Source organism: Vibrio sp. J2-4 (genome assembly GCF_021728155.1).
GTDB lineage: Bacteria > Pseudomonadota > Gammaproteobacteria > Enterobacterales > Vibrionaceae > Vibrio > Vibrio diabolicus.
In genome coordinates this window covers 758,289-774,842 of record NZ_JAKKCN010000003.1, presented here as the reverse complement: position 1 = coordinate 774,842, position 16,554 = coordinate 758,289, and the positions used below count along the sequence as shown (strand labels likewise).

At 48.0% G+C, this 16,554-nt stretch carries 10 protein-coding genes; 7 read left to right on the top strand and 3 right to left on the bottom strand.

The window, feature by feature from the left end; all coding sequences use genetic code 11:
- Window positions 1–5 precede the first annotated feature (5 nt).
- Both L3V32_RS13640 and L3V32_RS13635 read right to left on the bottom strand, forming a co-directional pair.
- Window positions 6–1,838 (bottom strand): IucA/IucC family protein, encoded by a 1,833-nt coding sequence (locus L3V32_RS13640; protein ID WP_237284508.1) that lies wholly within the window; start codon window positions 1,836–1,838, stop codon window positions 6–8.
- Window positions 1,835–3,046: an acetyl-CoA carboxylase biotin carboxylase subunit family protein gene (locus L3V32_RS13635; RefSeq protein WP_237284507.1), complete on the bottom strand. Its 1,212-nt coding sequence runs from the start codon at window positions 3,044–3,046 to the stop codon at window positions 1,835–1,837. Before L3V32_RS13635 ends, L3V32_RS13640 begins: the two co-directional genes overlap by 4 nt.
- A 250-nt stretch (window positions 3,047–3,296) precedes the next feature.
- Between L3V32_RS13635 and L3V32_RS13630 the strand changes: the two genes are divergently transcribed.
- From L3V32_RS13630 to fecE, 6 genes are all read left to right on the top strand, one after another.
- On the top strand, window positions 3,297–5,333 hold the full coding sequence (locus tag L3V32_RS13630) for a TonB-dependent siderophore receptor (protein WP_237284506.1): 2,037 nt from the start codon (window positions 3,297–3,299) through the stop codon (window positions 5,331–5,333).
- 120 nt (window positions 5,334–5,453) lie between these two features.
- Window positions 5,454–7,589 (top strand): TonB-dependent siderophore receptor, encoded by a 2,136-nt coding sequence (locus L3V32_RS13625; RefSeq protein WP_237284505.1) that lies wholly within the window; start codon window positions 5,454–5,456, stop codon window positions 7,587–7,589.
- Between the two features lie 100 nt (window positions 7,590–7,689).
- Window positions 7,690–8,613: a Fe(3+) dicitrate ABC transporter substrate-binding protein FecB gene (locus L3V32_RS13620; protein ID WP_089184044.1), complete on the top strand. Its 924-nt coding sequence runs from the start codon at window positions 7,690–7,692 to the stop codon at window positions 8,611–8,613.
- A gap of 74 nt (window positions 8,614–8,687) precedes the next feature.
- A complete protein-coding gene (locus L3V32_RS13615; RefSeq protein WP_374269809.1) occupies window positions 8,688–9,647 on the top strand; it encodes a FecCD family ABC transporter permease in 960 nt (319 codons plus the stop codon).
- Window positions 9,647–10,615, top strand: coding sequence for a FecCD family ABC transporter permease (locus L3V32_RS13610; RefSeq protein ID WP_374269807.1), 969 nt, complete (start codon window positions 9,647–9,649; stop codon window positions 10,613–10,615). The genes L3V32_RS13615 and L3V32_RS13610 overlap by 1 nt, the downstream gene beginning before the upstream one ends.
- 2 nt (window positions 10,616–10,617) lie before the next feature.
- Window positions 10,618–11,382, top strand: coding sequence for a Fe(3+) dicitrate ABC transporter ATP-binding protein FecE (gene fecE, locus L3V32_RS13605; protein WP_237284503.1), 765 nt, complete (start codon window positions 10,618–10,620; stop codon window positions 11,380–11,382).
- A 118-nt stretch (window positions 11,383–11,500) separates the two neighbouring features.
- Here fecE and L3V32_RS13600 read toward each other — a convergent pair whose 3' ends face one another.
- Window positions 11,501–13,387 carry a methyl-accepting chemotaxis protein gene (locus L3V32_RS13600; protein ID WP_237284502.1) on the bottom strand — a complete coding sequence of 629 codons (1,887 nt, stop codon included), beginning with the start codon at window positions 13,385–13,387 and terminating at the stop codon, window positions 11,501–11,503.
- A gap of 364 nt (window positions 13,388–13,751) precedes the next feature.
- Between L3V32_RS13600 and L3V32_RS13595 the strand changes: the two genes are divergently transcribed.
- Window positions 13,752–16,502, top strand: a complete 2,751-nt coding sequence (locus L3V32_RS13595; protein WP_237284501.1) for a pitrilysin family protein — start codon at window positions 13,752–13,754, stop codon at window positions 16,500–16,502.
- Window positions 16,503–16,554: the final 52 nt, after the last annotated feature.

The window sequence follows — 16,554 nt, the reverse complement described above, 5'->3', positions numbered from 1 at the left end:
ATCGTTTAACGTACGCTTTTTTTGATGGCTTCTAAGTAGGCGCGCTGCGCTTCTTCGCTAGAAAGCAGTAAGAAGTTCGGGGCCGACAAACCATAGAACTTATTGATGTCACTCGCGCCGGAGGCTTCTTTCGAGAGCAAACTGCCAGAGCTCAACAAGTACTTGGCGTACAAATCAGGCGCCTCTTGCAGTAACTCGCGTGCCAGTTTTGTTTCTAACCCTTCGCCTTCCAATCGGTTGAGTTGCTCAGCAATGCTTTTGGCCACGATGGCGTAAAGCGATGCTGAAGAGGCAATGCCCTTTGTAGCCATGGCTTCTACAATCGCTGCGATATCCAGTTGTAATGTGATGGTGGTAAACATCTGACCGAGCGCCAATTCATTGTCGACTTTGATGCGTTGGTCGAGCAGTTCATCGCAATCCACTGGAATTGTTCCTGCGCCCTGTTTTTGGGCGGCATGCTCTGTTGCAAAGTGGAAGCGCTCTGGCCAAATTCGCGCTGCGTCGTTGTCTTTCATCGCGAGCGTCATTTTGCCCTGTTGATCAAATGCAACGATGGCGTTTTGCTGGTTGGACTCCAATGCAATGCCATAACGAAGCCACAAGGTAAGGTGTACTTGGCATAATAGGTCGACGTAATCTTTGAACCACGCCAGCGTATCTTGTTGATAGTACTGCTCTGCCAAATGTTCTAAGAACAAGCGGTCGTCAGGCATTGGGCTTGCCAGTGCGGCAACCGGAACTAACGCTTTGTCTTCGCAATGAGTAAGTGGGTACTCACGTACGATGTACGCGAAGGTTTTATCCTCGCCGACGTGTCCACCGTGTTTTTCGTTGCAATGGAACAAGCGAGTGCTTAAGTCTGCGTCCGTTTGTTCAAGGTGGCTGAGTAGGCGTTCAAACCAGTGGCCGTCATACAGTGTTGAAGGCTTGATTAAGCGAATGTTTTTCGTGCCTAGCGATCGCATGATCAGCGGAACTTTGATGTGAATGTGCGGCGCGTCGTTGACGACCACAGTACGAACGGAAAGCGTTGGCGTCACGTTTAGGTACGTAAACGGCGCTTCTATCATGCCTTCGGGTAAGGCTTCTAAAGAGCGAAGGGTGAGCGGATGCGCAGGGAACAGTACGTGGCTCAGTGCAAAATCAGCAGGAAGCCCAACTTGCTCCATTGTTGGCCAGCAATCAGGTTGTTCGCTGGTTAATGTCACCAGTGATTTTTCAATCGCAATCCAATGCAGAGCAAAGCTTTGTGCGAACTCGGGCGCGTACTTAGCAAGGTCTTCATCGCTCAGACCAAACTTCGCCCGCGCAGTTGGGTAGTACGGGTGGTCAAGGTAAGAAGCGATCTGGTCGGCAAGCAGCAGTTTTTGATGCCAAGAACCAAGCTCGGATATTGGTTGAGAAATGTGGTCGGCGTGGTGACGAAACGCTTGGTCACAGAGTGCTTTGTGTTTCTCTGCGCATTCCAGTTCTTGAAGATATCCCGCTAATAATTCGTGAGAGCTCTCATGCGCCAGTGTCGTTAGTAGCGCAATCCACTCTTGATAATGCTGCTGATGCTCGACTTGGCCATTCCTCTCCACCCACCAACCTAGCGGCGCTTCGCCATTGGTTTGGCCGTAACACCAATGCTGCATGTAATACGTTGGCACAACAGGTAAATAGAGCGTGAAATCCGGATTATCAAAGGTCAGCCAGACTTGCTCGCTTTGAGGAACAATAACCCCTTTTGGTGCGGCGCTACTGAACTTGGCGTTCGATAAAATGCCAAACATGTCTTCGCGCAGGCAAGTATCGATCAATCGTTGGGTTAGGTATAAAGCGTTGTGATTCATGCTGCCACCTCGCGAGTCGGAGCTAGATCGAAATTGCTAAGCGCGTTCTGCAGCGCTTGGTCGAGGTTTCGCCCTGATGGTGAGACAATCGAAATTCGGGCGAGATAATCCTTATTGGAATAACTCTGTTGGAAGTGTTCTCCAGCGGTTTTTAGTACCTGTTGCTGGGTGATGATATCGTCATCGTTTTGGATGAAGGAGGTCGAATCTCCATCAATCACACCGCTGTGCTCCGCAACTACGTAGTGCACGTGCGCTGACCCATGAATTTGGTAATCGCCGTCCAATCTTCGACCCAGATGCAGACCCAAAATCGTGCTAAACCAGCCGAAGTGAGCGAGATTGTTGAGCAAGAATTCGCGGCCATCTCCAATACTGCGGTAGTTAATTTCCACCAGAACCAGGCCATTTTCCGTAATGATAAATTCGCTGTGGCAAACTCCAAAACCAACGCCGAACGCTTTCAGTTGAGCCAAGCAAGCTTCTCGGTGAGCAATGCCGTTTGGTCCGTTCCAGTCTGCGGCGGTTTCGATAAAGTAAGGCGGCTCTGAGAGCGACACATCAAAACCGCCCACGGCGATAAGGCGCTCACCATCTCCTAAAGTTTCTAGCGTAACCAACGGCCCTTGAAGGAATTGCTCCACCAGAATGGCGGCGTTTGGGTGTTTTTGCCAAAACGCATCGCAGTATGCGTCGAGCTCGCTTTGGGAGTCACAGCGCTGCACATCTAAACTTGCCACGCCTTCTTTGGGTTTTGCCACGACAGGAAAGTCTATGCCTAATGCCACATTCGAATGGCGGTGCAACAAACAGCTTTGTGTGTTGGGTAGGGCTTTTTCATTCAACACTTGTCGAGTTAAGTGTTTGTTTTTGGCCTTTAACGTGACAGACCAATCTTTGGCCGGTAGACCAAAAAATTGTGCGCAGATGGCGGTGGAAGTTTGTAAGTGATCACTATTGCTGAAAATAGCGTCTGGCTTTAATTCATGCTCCGTGATGGTTTCGATGAGTTCTAATGGGTTGAAGACATCACATTCTAGAATGGTATCCGGATTAAAGTGACTATCACGACTCGCCAGCTCTAAATGGCTGAGCTTATGGTCGGTGATAAGAACGACGTGAAGGTCCATCGCTTTAGCTGCAGGCACGAAGCCGTGAGTGACTGCATCGTTAACGACATGACTTACGATAATCATCGTAGATTTCATGAGCTTTCCTAATTTTCTAACATTTTCTTCTAACGTTGATAAAGTCGCTCACGGTCGTCTTCCAATGTGCCTCTCGCGAGACGGAGGGCAGAATTTTTAGTGTTTATTGTTATTATGTTTGGTTTTTTTTGTTGTTAGTTGTGTTTTTAGGGTAAATAAATATAGAGCATAAAATTAATATTGCAAATAGAAATAATATTTGTTCTTATTTCCATCCGTTGACTTTATAACAACTAAACGGAATTATGGAATGAATAAATTATTGACCCTGACCCCCTTGGCGGTCGCGATTGGTTCTTCACTAGTAGCACCAAGCGCAGTGGCTTCAGAAGAGACGAACTCAACCTCATCAGCAACTGAAACGATTCAAGTTTTCGGGCATCAGTACGAAGGTTATGCTGAACACATGCCTCAATCAGGAACCAAAACCGATGTGGAATGGCTTGATGTGCCACAAGCAGTATCCGTAGTAACGAAAACAGAAATGCAAGACCGAGGCGCGGTGCGTTTAGTGGATGCGCTAGATGGGGTAGCCGGGGTCAATAACACCTTGGGCGAAGGCAGCCGTGACCAGTTCATGATTCGCGGTTTTGATTCACTCAACGATATGTACCGTGATGGCTTGCGAGATGACGGTACGTTGCAGTCTTACCGCAGCTTAGCGAATGTTGAACGCGTTGAAATTGTGAAAGGCCCTGCGGGCGCTTTGTATGGCCGTGGCTCGGCTGGGGGCATCATCAATTTGGTGACGAAACGCGCTAACGGTGAGAATTTTACTCACGTAAACGGCAGTGTAGGTAGCAACAACCAGTATGTCGGTCAGGTCGACAGCTCAATGGCGTTCACAGATAAGGTCAACGGGCGTATTAACTTGGAATACCGTCAAGCCGACTCGTACGTTGATCATGTTGATTCAAACGATTTCTTCATTGCACCGACCATTCGTGTGTTACCAGCGGATGGTCACACCATTGATATTGACGTGGAATACGCCCATCAAGAACTAGTGCCATATCGTGGTGTGCCATCAAAAAATGGCAAGCCAGTTGATTTGCCAGTAAGCACTTACTTTGGCGGCACAAACGACTATCAGGAGTCAGACAGTCTCCGTATTGCGGTGGATTACGAATGGCGTCTGAATGATCAATGGGTATGGAACAACCGAGCGGCGTTCAACCATATCGAACTTGAGCAAAAAGGCACGCGTCAGGGCAAAGTGACGGGTAATGAAGTGTCTCAAACCGTTAACAACTTTGGTTACGATCCACGTACTACGACCACTTTGCAATCTGAGTTGGTTTGGGAAACCAGGGACAATCAATTGATGGTGGGTGCAGATTTCAACCAGATCGATATCGACCTAACGTTGGCAAGTGATAAAACGCTTCCTCCGCAAAATATCTACGACCCAGTCGTTGGTCCAACGACTGATCCGGGCTTTAAGCCATTTCGTGACAATACCACCACCACGACAGGTTTGTATGTGCAAGACGTCTATACGTGGGGCGACCTTTCTTTGATCGGTAACGTGCGTTACGACTCGATGGAGCTCGAACAACAAAAATCGGGCTCAGATAAGGAAAAGTTGGATGATGACAAAGTCAGCTACCGTGCTGGTTTGGTATACCGTATCAATTCCGACACATCCGTATACGCCAGTTTAGCGCGCTCTTGGCAGTTACCGTACGCTGGTATCTACATCAATCCAAAATTGGCGGAATTCTTCCACACCGACTTAAAAGAGGTGGGTGCAAAAGCGTACCTTTTGGATAACGCATTAATGTTGAATGCGGCACTGTTCCAGATTGATCAAGAGCAACCACAAACCAACGTGGACGGCGATGTGATCGATAAAATTGAAGTGCGTCACCAAGGCATTGAATTAGAGGCTCGCGGTCAAATCACCAAACAGTGGGACATCTCTGTGGGTTACAGCTATTTGGATGCGGAAGACAAAGCCACAGGCAAAAAGCCGAACGATGTATCAGACCACTTGTTCTCTCTTTGGAGCACTTACCAATTGGATGACAACTGGCGTTTAGGCGGTGGTGTGAAGTACGTGGGCGATCGTTACGCAGGTAACGACGAAGCAGTCGCACTTGGCGATTACACAACGGTGGATTTGATGGCGGCGTACACAACTGGTCGTCACAAAATCCAAGCGAACGCTTACAACATTTTGGATGAGAAATACATTCTTGGCGCAACAAACGGCACGTCTGGCTTAAACCAGATTGGCTACGGCGCACCAGCCGAGTTCATGCTCAGCTACGGATATCAGTTCTAGGCTTTTTGTGCGTAGTTAGCGCCTGTTAGCCAATTTTTACCTCATATTGAGGATGTTTAGCCCCGAGAGCCTACGGGATGTATTCTGCCCGAGGCTCAATTTCTCGCAAAGGAGATCTTAATGTCTTACCAGAATTTGGATGGTAAAGTGCGTGTACGTGCTGGTTTGTCTACCACTTACAGTGTGCTTGCGATTGCAATCGCTTCTGCCACATCCATGAGCGCGGTTGCCGCTCCTGCTAAAAAAGAACAAACTACCGCGATGGAAACCGTCGTTGTCACTGGTAGCGTGATTGGTAACTCTGAAATTGAAGATGTCAAAGAGTACCCAGGTGCTCGTACCGTCATTCCCCGCGATCAAATCGAGAAAACCGCAGCGGGTTCGATTGATAATGCGCTACAGCGCGTGCCGGGTATTAAAGTTCAGGATGAAAGCGGAACAGGCGTATTGCCTAACATTTCCGTACGTGGTTTGAAAGCAAGCCGCAGTGGTCATGCTCAGTTCTTGATGGATGGTGTGCCGCTAACGCTCGCGCCATACGGCCATACTGGTCAGTCTATCTTCCCAGCAACGCTGTCGATGCTTGATCGTATTGACATTGTACGCGGTGGTGCCGCAGTGCAGTACGGCCCAAACAACGTCGGTGGTGTGATCAACCTAGTAACCAAACCGATTCCACACACTTGGCAAACTGAAATCAGTAACCGCCTTACCGTGTTTGATGGCGGTGATGCGCCACTGAATGATTTTTACCTGCGCACGGGCGGCTGGTTAAGCGACACATTCGCGCTGCAGTTGGAGGGTAACTTCCTAAAAGGCGAAAGCTTCCGTGAGCATTCCGATACGGACGTGAAGAACTTTCAAGCTAAAGCACAGTGGCTATTGAGTGACACTCAAGAGATTCAAGCATTCCTGCAACGTTACGATGCTGAAACGCAAATGCCGGGCGCACTTTCGCCACAAGATTACGAGCAAGATCGTCACCAATCGAAACGTCCTTACGATGATTATGAAGGTAAGTCGACGCGCTGGAGTGTTAAGTACATTCACGATTTGCCATTTGCCGACAGTGCCGAGCTAGAAGTGCTAACGTTTGGTCATAAGTCAGAGCGTCTTTTCAAGTGGGGCTTTAACAGCGCGGGTGGCCATTGGGCAGATCCGGCTTTGCCTTCTACGAAAGTAAGTACTTCACCACGAGAGTTCCGTGTTTATGGTATCGAACCTAAGCTTGCTGTTTTTGTTGATGGAGGTGCCATTACGCAAAACTGGATTATAGGGACTCGTTACATTAATGAAGACATTCAATATAAAGTGACACAAACACCAGTGTCAGGCGGAGCCACAAATGTACCGCGAAACTGGCACCTTGATACCGATGCGTACGCAGGATATGTGAGCAACGAAGTCGGGTTGTTTAATGGTGCGTTAAAAGTCACGCCCGGACTTCGTTATGAATTTGTTGATATGTCCTATAAAGATTTGGGCAGCGGGCAAGAATCTGGAAACAAGGTGACTGAATTATTGCCTGGTGTGACGATCGCATATAACTGGAATGAACAATGGCTGAGCTATGCCAATGCGCAGAAATCTCTTCGCGTTCCTCAGCTTGTTAATGTTCGAGGGGTCGGTGAGGAAAGCAGTGAGTTGGCTTGGAACTACGAACTTGGCGTTCGATATGTTCAAGATTCAACAAGCTTCAATGCAGCTTTGTATCGCATTGACTTTAAGGATCAGTTGCAGTGGCGGAGTGCGACAAATACGTCTGAAAATATAGGTAGAACCCTTCACCAAGGTTTAGAGCTTTCTGCTCGTTATGTGCCTGAAGCGCTACCTGCACTGAGTTTAGGCGCAAGCTATAACTATCTAGACGCTACGCTTGAAGAAGAAGGTGAGAATAAAGGTAATCAACTGCCTTACACCTCTAAGCATCAGCTTGGTTGGGATGCAACCTACGCATTTTACGGCATGGACACCACGCTATCGGGCTTCTACTTCAGTGATTCGTATACTGATAACGCCAACACCAGTGCCGAAGACGCAATAGGTGAAACGGGCAAAGTGCCGTCTTACATGGTGTGGAACTTCAACTTAGGTACGGATTTATACAAAGACGACAAAGGCAAGTTGCGGATGAATGTTGCAGTAAACAACTTGTTTGACGAGGAGTATTACTTCCGTGGGATTGATACCAGCCCAGTTGGTCGATACCCAGCTCCGGGACGCTCTTACACACTGGATCTGAACTATCAGTTTTAAGCGTTTCGTTCACCGAGTTTGAAAAGAAAAGTCGCCAATTTACCTTGGCGACTTTGCCGATCTTAGGTACTGGAAAACTCTAGCACTGGAAAAAAGCAAGATGAAAAATAAAAAACAATTTACGATCAAACACTTTTCAACCGTTTTACTGATGCTGTTGAGCTCAGTTTTTATGTCATTTTCCGCAAGTGCTCAGGTGCGTAGCGTGCAAGATGAGCAAGGCACTTTTGAGCTAGAAGCGATACCTCAACGTATTGTGGTTTTGGAGTTTTCGTTTGTGGACGCTCTGGCGGCCGTCGATGTCTCTCCGGTAGGCGTTGCCGATGACAACGATGCCACACGAGTCATTCCTGCTGTTCGTGCCAAGATTGAGCCTTGGCAATCGGTCGGCATGCGCTCACAACCGAGTTTAGAGGCGATTGCGGTGCTCAAGCCGGATTTGATCATTGCTGATGCAGAACGTCACCGCGCGATTTATCAAGATTTGCAGCGAATTGCGCCAACCTTGCTGTTAAAAAGCCGTGGTGAGACATATCAAGAAAACCTCGAATCCGCACAGAAAATCGGAGTGGCAATTGGCAAGCAAGCGCAAATGACACAACGCATTGAGCAGCACAAACAGACCATGGCGGAGTTCAAACAGCATTTTGCGACACAAGAAACCATTCAGTTTGGTGTGGTTTCCGACAAAGGGATGTGGCTGCATAGTCCGGTTTCTTACGCTGGCGGCGTTTTGAGTACACTAGGCATCCAAAGCCCGCTGGCTCCATCTGAGCAAAAAGCGTATATCCCAACCAGTTTCGAACTTTTACTAAAAACCAACCCTGATTGGTTGTTAGTTGGACTTTACTCTCAACCAAATATTGTGGATGAGTGGCGCAAAAATCCATTGTTTAAGTTGCTAACCGCTGCGAAAAAACAGCAACTTGTTGAGGTCTCTCCTGAACTGTGGTCGTTAAATCGCGGCATGTTGGCTGCGGAAGAAATTGCCCGCAATCTTGAAGCGTTATTGGAGCGCTCATGAGTTCGGCGATAAGCTCGGAAAGCGCGTCTTCGGTTAGCAAATCGCATTGGAAAGCGAGCTTGTTTGTCTGTGCTATGGCGTTGTGTACGCTCTCAGGCTATGCAGCCTCAATGATTGGCTGGTCCAACTTTTCTTTGAGCGTTAATGATCTGACAAGCTATTGGTTTGCATTTGATGAGGGCAATATGCTGCATCAAATTCTTGCGACGTTGCGCGCTCCTCGCGCCTATGCGGGGTTATTGATTGGTGCTTCGCTTGCGGTATCTGGCGTGCTGATGCAAGGGTTAACTCGCAACCCTTTGGCGTCGCCATCCGTTCTCGGCATTAATGCTGGTGCGGCGTGTTTTATGGCCTTGGCGTCCATCGGCGTACCATTCTTTAGTCAATTGAACCCAATCATCAACGCGGTATTCGGCGCGCTACTAAGTGGTGGTGCGGTCATGTTGTTGGGTGGTTTTTTCTCCGCGCGTTCTCACCCATTGCGTTTGGTGCTGGCAGGCATTGCCATCAGTGCGCTGCTGATAGGGTTAACTCGTGCGTCGGTAATTTTGGCGGATGACATGGCTTACAGCGTGTTGCATTGGTTAACGGGTTCACTCTCTGCGGTAGATTCTCAGCAGTGGCAGCAACTGTGGCCTTTTGCGACTTTAGGTTTTGTGCTCGCCATGGGATTAGCGCGAAACTTAAATTTACTCGCGTTGGGGGACGAAGTTGCTGTCGGGTTGGGTGGTAACATTCGTCTTACGCGATTAATCAGTGGTTTAGCGGTTGTGCTGTTGGCGGGTACTAGCGTGGCGATTGCTGGGCCAATTGGCTTTGTCGGGTTGTTAGTGCCGCACTTGGTACGCCCGATTGTTGGTCACAACTATCACATTCTCATTCCGGTTTCCGCTTTGTGTGGCGCGGCATTGGTGACGTGGGCAGATGCTTTGTCACGCGCGATTGCCTTTCCGGCCGAAACGCCGGTGGGCGTGATTACCGCACTGTTGGGCACACCTTGTTTTATCGTGATTGCAATGAGGAAATCATCATGATGAATCAAACCAAACTGTTTGCATTAGTTGGATTTTTGCTGATTGCGTCTTCTCTCACGCTGTTTGTTGGCGCGGCGAACATGTCGGCTCAACAGGTTTTTGCATTACTGTTTTCTTTCCCTGACTCGGACTTTGTGATTCACCAATATCGATTACCGAGAATGTTGCTCGCCATTGGCGTGGGCGCTGGGTTGGGGCTGTCAGGCGTTTTAGTGCAAGGCGTCATCCGTAATCCACTTGCCTCACCAGATTTAATGGGGATAAGCGCAGGAGCAGGACTGGCGGCTACCGCTTGTTTGGTGCTGTATCCGAATGCGCCAGTGGCAATGTTGCCGATGGTCGCCATGGCGGGAGGCTTGCTTGCTGCTGGCTTTATTGCTGTGCTGGCTTACTGGTCGAAACCAACACCAGCACGTTTGGCGCTGATTGGTGTTGCTGTCAGCGCATTTTTAGCCAGCGGTATCGACTTTCTTCTGATTGTGCACCCTATCGAAATCAACACGGCAATGGTATGGCTAACCGGCAGTTTGTGGGGACGAAACTGGCAACAAGTGCCGTTTATTTGGAGTGCTTTATTGCTGCTACTGCCATTGGCGTTTTGGCTGGCTTGGCGGCTAGATGTGATGGGACTGGGAGAAGAAAGCGCCACTACGCTTGGCACGAAACCAAGACAGATCCAAATTCTTGCGCTGATTGCTGCGGTACTGCTGGCGAGCATCAGCGTGTCTGTGGCAGGTACAATAAGCTTTGTTGGCCTGCTTGCGCCGCATCTTGCGCGTTTGCTGTTTGGCCACAATCACAAGTTGTTGATTCCTGCCGCTGCAACCCTTGGCGCTTTGTTGGTGATTTGCGCCGATGGTTTAGCGAGAGGCTTACAGCCGCCAATTGAGCTACCAGCGGGTGTGTTGACTTCTGTTATTGGCGCACCATATTTCATTTTTCTTTTGTATCGTTATCGAGGTTGGTAAGCATGTTACGAACGCAGAACTTATCCGTCGCATACGGCAAACAGACCATCATTCCAGATCTCTCTTTGTTGATTCCTCAAGGTAAAATTACCGCGCTTGTTGGTCCAAATGGTTGCGGTAAGTCGACACTATTAAAAACCTTGGTACGCATCAATAAACCAGCGTCCGGCCAAGTGTTGTATGACGACAAACCACTAAGCAGCTACGGTGATAAACGCTTGGCACGCTCGTTGTCTTTGCTGCCGCAGATTCTTGTCAGTCCTGAAGGTATTACCGTCAGAAAACTGGTCGAATATGGCCGCTCGCCTTACCTCTCTCATTGGGGCAGGTTAAGTCAACAAGACAAAGCCTTAGTCGAGCAAGCAATGCAAGATACTGGCGTGATAGAGTTTGCTGACAAGCCAGTTGAATCGTTGTCTGGTGGTCAAAGACAAAGGGCGTGGATTGCGATGGTAATGGCGCAAGATACTGACGTAGTGATGCTTGATGAACCAACCACTTACTTGGATCTCTCTCACCAAGTTGAGCTGATGAAACTCATGAGGCATATGAACGACAAAGGCAAAACTGTAGTGGTAGTGCTGCACGATCTAAACCAAGCTTGCCGTTACTGTGATCATTTGGTGGTGTTGGAAAAAGGTCAGTTAGTCACGCAGGGAACACCGCAAGAGGTACTGACAGAAGGCATGTTGGCATCGGTGTTTGATTTACAAGCGAGAGTATTTAACGACCCAATCTCAGGCACGCCGATGTGTGTGGCGGTGTAGGTCTTACGTCTTTCGAAAGCTATCTGCAGTTAAAACGCTGAGCCATAAAAACAAACCCCGTTAGCAACTCAGTTACTAGCGGGGTTTGTTGTTTTTAAGAGCGTTCCTAACGTGGCGCTTAAGCCAGTTTAAACGTTGCCACTTTCGAGTTGAGATCCTCGGCTTGCGATTTCAGCTCAGCAGATTGATTCATCGATTCTTCGGCACCAATCACCAAGTGATCGGTCACATCTTTAATGGACGTGACGTTTTGTGTGATTTCATTGGTTACGTGCGTTTGCTCTTCGGCTGCGGTCGCGATTTGCGTTGCCATATCGCTGATCAACGCAACGGCCGCGTTGATTTCATCCAGAGCCAGTGCTGCGCGATCGGCATCTTCCACTGATCCTTGGGCAAGTTGAGAGCTTGTATCCATGATGGTCACAGCGCGTTGTGTGGTCTGTTGCAAAGTCTCGATCGTCGAGCGAATCTCTTCGGTTGAGGTGTGTGTGCGTTGTGATAGCACGCGCACCTCGTCTGCAACAACGGCAAAACCGCGACCTTGCTCACCTGCACGCGCCGCTTCAATCGCCGCATTCAGAGCTAGTAAGTTGGTTTGCTCTGCGATGTCTCGAATCGTTGATAGTACTGTAGAGATGTCTTGCGCGTGCTGGTTGAGCTCGCCGATGACAACGCTCGCTTGGTTGACTTCAGAAGACAAATTATTGATGGACGATTTGGAGTTGATCACCAACTCATGACCGTTTTGTGTGCTTGCTGAAGAGTCTTGAGCGGCTTTAGCCGTCTGCTCTGCATGTGCTGCAATCTCTTGCGTTGCCGATGCCATTTCAGTCACAGCGGTCGCCACCATAGTGATTTCTTGTTGCTGATGGTTCAGATCGGAAACCGATTGATTCGCGCGATTCGTGCTCAGCTCCGATTGTTGGCTCAGTTCTTCCGCTTGGTGACGAATGTGACCAATAAGTTGCTGCAAACTTTCAACGAACTGGTTGAAGTTTTCAGCCAGCTCACCAACTTCGTCACGGTTTTCTACTTTGATGCGTTGAGTTAGGTCGCCGCTGCCGTTTGCGATTTGTGCGAGCGCATTCGAAACGTTGTAGAGCGGACGGAACAAGATGTTACATAGCAGATTAAACAAAGCTACACAGATAACGACGACGATAGTGGTTGCGATGATTTGATCCCAAACAGCATCGTAAAGTGGGGCAACCAACGAGTTTTGATCTAACACTGTGACCGTTGTGAGTTTGGTGCCCTCAATATGGCGCGCGTAAACCACATATTCGGTGTTGTTAATCGAGACACGACGCTCTGTGCCGGAACGTGCGGCAGAGGTAATATCGCTGTTGTTTAGGCCCAGCTTGCTAACAGGTTGATTCAGCAGCTTACCGTCGTTATGGGTGAAAATATTGCCCTGATCGTTGGCAATAAACATATAGCCTTCACCCGGCAGGATCACTTGGTTGAGGCTGTTTAGAATATCACCGATCTCGACGTCAGCACCCAGAACGACGGTTTGACCATGTAGTTGCAGGGCTTTACCAAGCGACACGACGTTGGCCCCCGTGGCCGCTGCGACGGTTGGGTTATCCATAAAGACTTTCGATGGATTGGCAATGGCGTTGGTGTACCAACCCCATTTGCGTGGGTCGTTATTACCTGGTGGCAAAACCACCCCATTGGCGTTGTCTTGTGAGCCGTCTGGGTAAGCGAGAAAGACGTTATCAAACGCGCCAGAGTCTCGGACTTGTTTCAAGTGCGTAACCAGAGAACGCTTTTCTGAATCGGAAGAGAGTGACGTCAGTGCACGCTCTTTTGAGAGTAACCAGTCCTTTACGTATTGATTGTAAGATGCGCTGGTGCTTTCTAGTCGTTGCGCGACTTCGACATCCAGTCTGTTTAATGAATCTCGAAAAGACAGCCCTTCTACCAGCACTCCCCCGAGAATGATGGCAGCACTGGCAGAGATTGCCAGTTTGTTTTTTAATGATAGATTTTTGAACATAAAGCGAATAATAGATCTTTGAATAATAGTTGTTGTGTTTTTATTCTCATCAGGACTCACCGAGCCGTTGAATATGCAGCAGAAAGTCAGATTCGAATCTGTTCAATAATTATATTTTATTGCTCAAAATAAATACTGACTCCATGTCGCGAATTTGAGTTTTACATCAAATAAGAAAAAGGCTTTTAAGCTTTATTATTTATCTATTTGTAAAGTAAGGATTTGTCTATTTTTGTAAATGATAATTGATTTCATTAAAAGGTGATTTACGTCACGTTTGAGTAGTAAATAATCCATTAAAAATGTGAAGGTCATGGAACGAGGATTATATTGTTCGGCTTAATCATTGTTATGGGCAATAGTTATGCGCAGTATATTGTTAGTCCCCGCGTTATTGTTGTCAGGGTGTGCTCTGACACAACAATCCACGCCGATTCAGCCTGATGCCAACTGGCACGTTAATCAGCTATCCAATGGAATGAAATACCACATCTATCCAACTCAAGACCAAGAAGTTTCGGTTCGTTTGGTGATGCACATTGGTTCGTTCCAAGAAGAAGCCAATCAAAAAGGCTACGCTCACTTCGTTGAGCACATGGCATTTAATGGCAGCACGCATTTTACCGGCAACGACGTTGTTAAACTTTTCGAGCAATCTGGTGGTAGCTTTGGTGCCGATATCAACGCCTTTACCACTTATCAGCAAACTTCTTACCAACTTGATCTTGCCAATAATACAAAGCTGGAAGATGCCCTGAAGTGGATGAGAGATATCGGAAACGGACTTCAGTTTGCTCCTGAACAAGTAGAGAAAGAAAAAGGGGTGATCCTTGGTGAATGGCGACGTGCTAACCCGGATGATAAGTCCTTTTCTATGCATGCTTATCAAGTGTCGATTGAAGGCACTATGTATGGTGAACACGACCCAATTGGTACTCGCGAAGCGATTCAAAATGCCTCATCAAGCAAGCTAAAAGCGTTTTACGACAAGTGGTACCAACCACAAAATGCCGAGTTGGTTGTGACCGGTAATATCGACGTGGATTCACTGTCCAATATTATCAAAAACAAATTCTCGAACTGGGAAAGCACCTCGGATACCGTAATAGAGAAGCGCCGCGATATTCGAGTGAATAACCAAAACCGAATCTTGCCAAGTAACACGATGGAATCACCAAGCCTTCATTTAGTGATTGAGCGTGGTCTAAGTGGCAGCACTACGATTGAACAGCAGCATCAAGTGTGGCGTGATGAAGTCGCAACACAGCTAATTCAACAACGTCTGATTCGTGTACTTAATGATGCCGCTGAACCTTTTCAGTATGCTTATGCCCAGCCTTACTACTCCAACTACCAGCGCATGATGTCGGCAGGTATTTCGTTTGCGCCTGAGCGTCGTGAACAAATGCATCAAACTTTCATCAGCACGTTGGCGTCACTGAGAGATTATGGTGCGACTCAATCTGAGTTAGAGAGCATCATGTCAAATTGGCAAGGTGAGCTCGCAAATATTGATTCAGACTGGGACCAGCGTAAGCCAAACAGTTACGCAGAAGCGCGCGTTTTCCAAATTGACCAAGGCAGTGTGAGTCAATCAAAAGAGAGTTACGCCCAGAGTTTGTCTGAATTCATCAACAACGAGAATCTAGAGAGCATTAACACGCAATTGAATGCCTTGTTGTCTGAGCAACCAATCTTTGTGATTGGGTTGGGGAAAAGTGAAACGTCAGCTCAGTTCAATGATGTATTTACCGATCTATACAGTGCCTACCTCCAAACTGGCGAAAAACCGTTAGAGATGTATGACAAAGTGGATGGATTCTTACAGCCTACTCAAGAAGGTACCATCACCAGCATGCGTCAGGAAGCGGGTGGCTTTCAAGTTTATACGCTATCAAACGGTGTCGAAGTGTGGTTCCAAAAAGATGCCAAAGCGGGTGGTCGAGCTTATATTTACTATGCGAGCCAAGGTGGTAAAGCCGCCGTTGATCCAGCGTTATATGCTGCGTATGAAATCGCTGCAACGACGGCGATACGCAGTGGGTTAGGGGCATTTTCTGGTTCAGAGTTAGACAGTTACTTACGCAAAAATAACATTGCGCTTAGCGCGATTCTTGATGCGACCAGTCACGGTTCACAAATTACCGCGCCAACAACGCATTTAACTTACGCGTTGAATGGGTTGTACAACCTAGCGACGGAGATCAAAGTTGACGAGCGCCAGATGGCGGCAGCAAAGCAAGAGTTTAAACAGCAGAGTGGCGCTTTTTTTGAATCGCCGATGGGAAAACTGATTCAGAAAGCAAACGGTAATTCTTATTTGCCGGGTAGTCGTCATCGTATAGTGTCCAGTGACGATGTAGAGCAAGTGACTTCCGAGCAAATATTGGCGGTGCATGAGCAACTTTTCAAAACCAATGATGGTTTTAAAATGGTTATTGTGGCAAATGTCGAGCCGGAAGAAATTACGCCACTCTTGCGTAAGTATGTGGCCTCCATCGAGATGAAACCGGGTCGTTCGATTGATTACCATGTTGCGTTCAACACCGACGTGCCGGCGCGAACAGTCGTTGCGGATGGTCATGAACCTTCATCGTTGTACGTAATGCGTTTGACTAACACGAACGATTACCAACGTACGGCAAGGGACACGGTTATCGAAGACATTTTGCAACGTATCAGTAATGCGCGTGTTTTGGATATTGTGCGAGAAGAGTCTAGTCTCGATTACAGCCCAAATATTTACACCGTGACGCAAGATCGCGAACCAATCTCTGATTGGCTCTTGGAATCTCAAGTTGAGCCCGAAGACGTGGCTGCTTTAGATAGCAAGTTAGGCAAAATGTTTGATGACCTAGCTTCGAACATCACGCAAAAAGAGGTGGATACGGCAGCGAAGCAATTGGCGGTAGCGATGCAAGGATTAGATGATAACCCTGCTCAGCGCGCATGGTCGTATACTCGCTACTTAGTGCATGATTACGGCGTCGATGTGTTGCTTGACGTTGAGAAAGCGGCTAAGAGTGTGACATTAGAAGAAGTGAAAGCGCATGCGAAAGCGGCCTTTGGTCCGCAAGCAAAGCGCTCGGTGATGATTTTAAACCCGGCCGAATAATCACTGTAGCTTCTGACGAAGCTTGTGTCTCTAGTAATAAAAAAGACGGCGT

Excerpts from the sequence above, each read along its gene's own strand:
- L3V32_RS13640 (WP_237284508.1), bottom strand. The coding sequence starts at position 1,838 with ATGAATCACAACGCTTTATACCTAACCCAACGATTGATCGATACTTGC.
- L3V32_RS13625 (WP_237284505.1), top strand. The coding sequence starts at position 5,454 with ATGTCTTACCAGAATTTGGATGGTAAAGTGCGTGTACGTGCTGGTTTG.
- L3V32_RS13620 (WP_089184044.1), top strand. The coding sequence starts at position 7,690 with ATGAAAAATAAAAAACAATTTACGATCAAACACTTTTCAACCGTTTTA.
- L3V32_RS13615 (WP_374269809.1), top strand. The coding sequence starts at position 8,688 with ATGGCGTTGTGTACGCTCTCAGGCTATGCAGCCTCAATGATTGGCTGG.
- L3V32_RS13600 (WP_237284502.1), bottom strand. The coding sequence starts at position 13,387 with ATGTTCAAAAATCTATCATTAAAAAACAAACTGGCAATCTCTGCCAGT.
- L3V32_RS13595 (WP_237284501.1), top strand. The coding sequence starts at position 13,752 with ATGCGCAGTATATTGTTAGTCCCCGCGTTATTGTTGTCAGGGTGTGCT.
- L3V32_RS13610 (WP_374269807.1), top strand. The coding sequence starts at position 9,647 with ATGAATCAAACCAAACTGTTTGCATTAGTTGGATTTTTGCTGATTGCG.
- L3V32_RS13635 (WP_237284507.1), bottom strand. The coding sequence starts at position 3,046 with ATGAAATCTACGATGATTATCGTAAGTCATGTCGTTAACGATGCAGTC.
- fecE (WP_237284503.1), top strand. The coding sequence starts at position 10,618 with ATGTTACGAACGCAGAACTTATCCGTCGCATACGGCAAACAGACCATC.
- L3V32_RS13630 (WP_237284506.1), top strand. The coding sequence starts at position 3,297 with ATGAATAAATTATTGACCCTGACCCCCTTGGCGGTCGCGATTGGTTCT.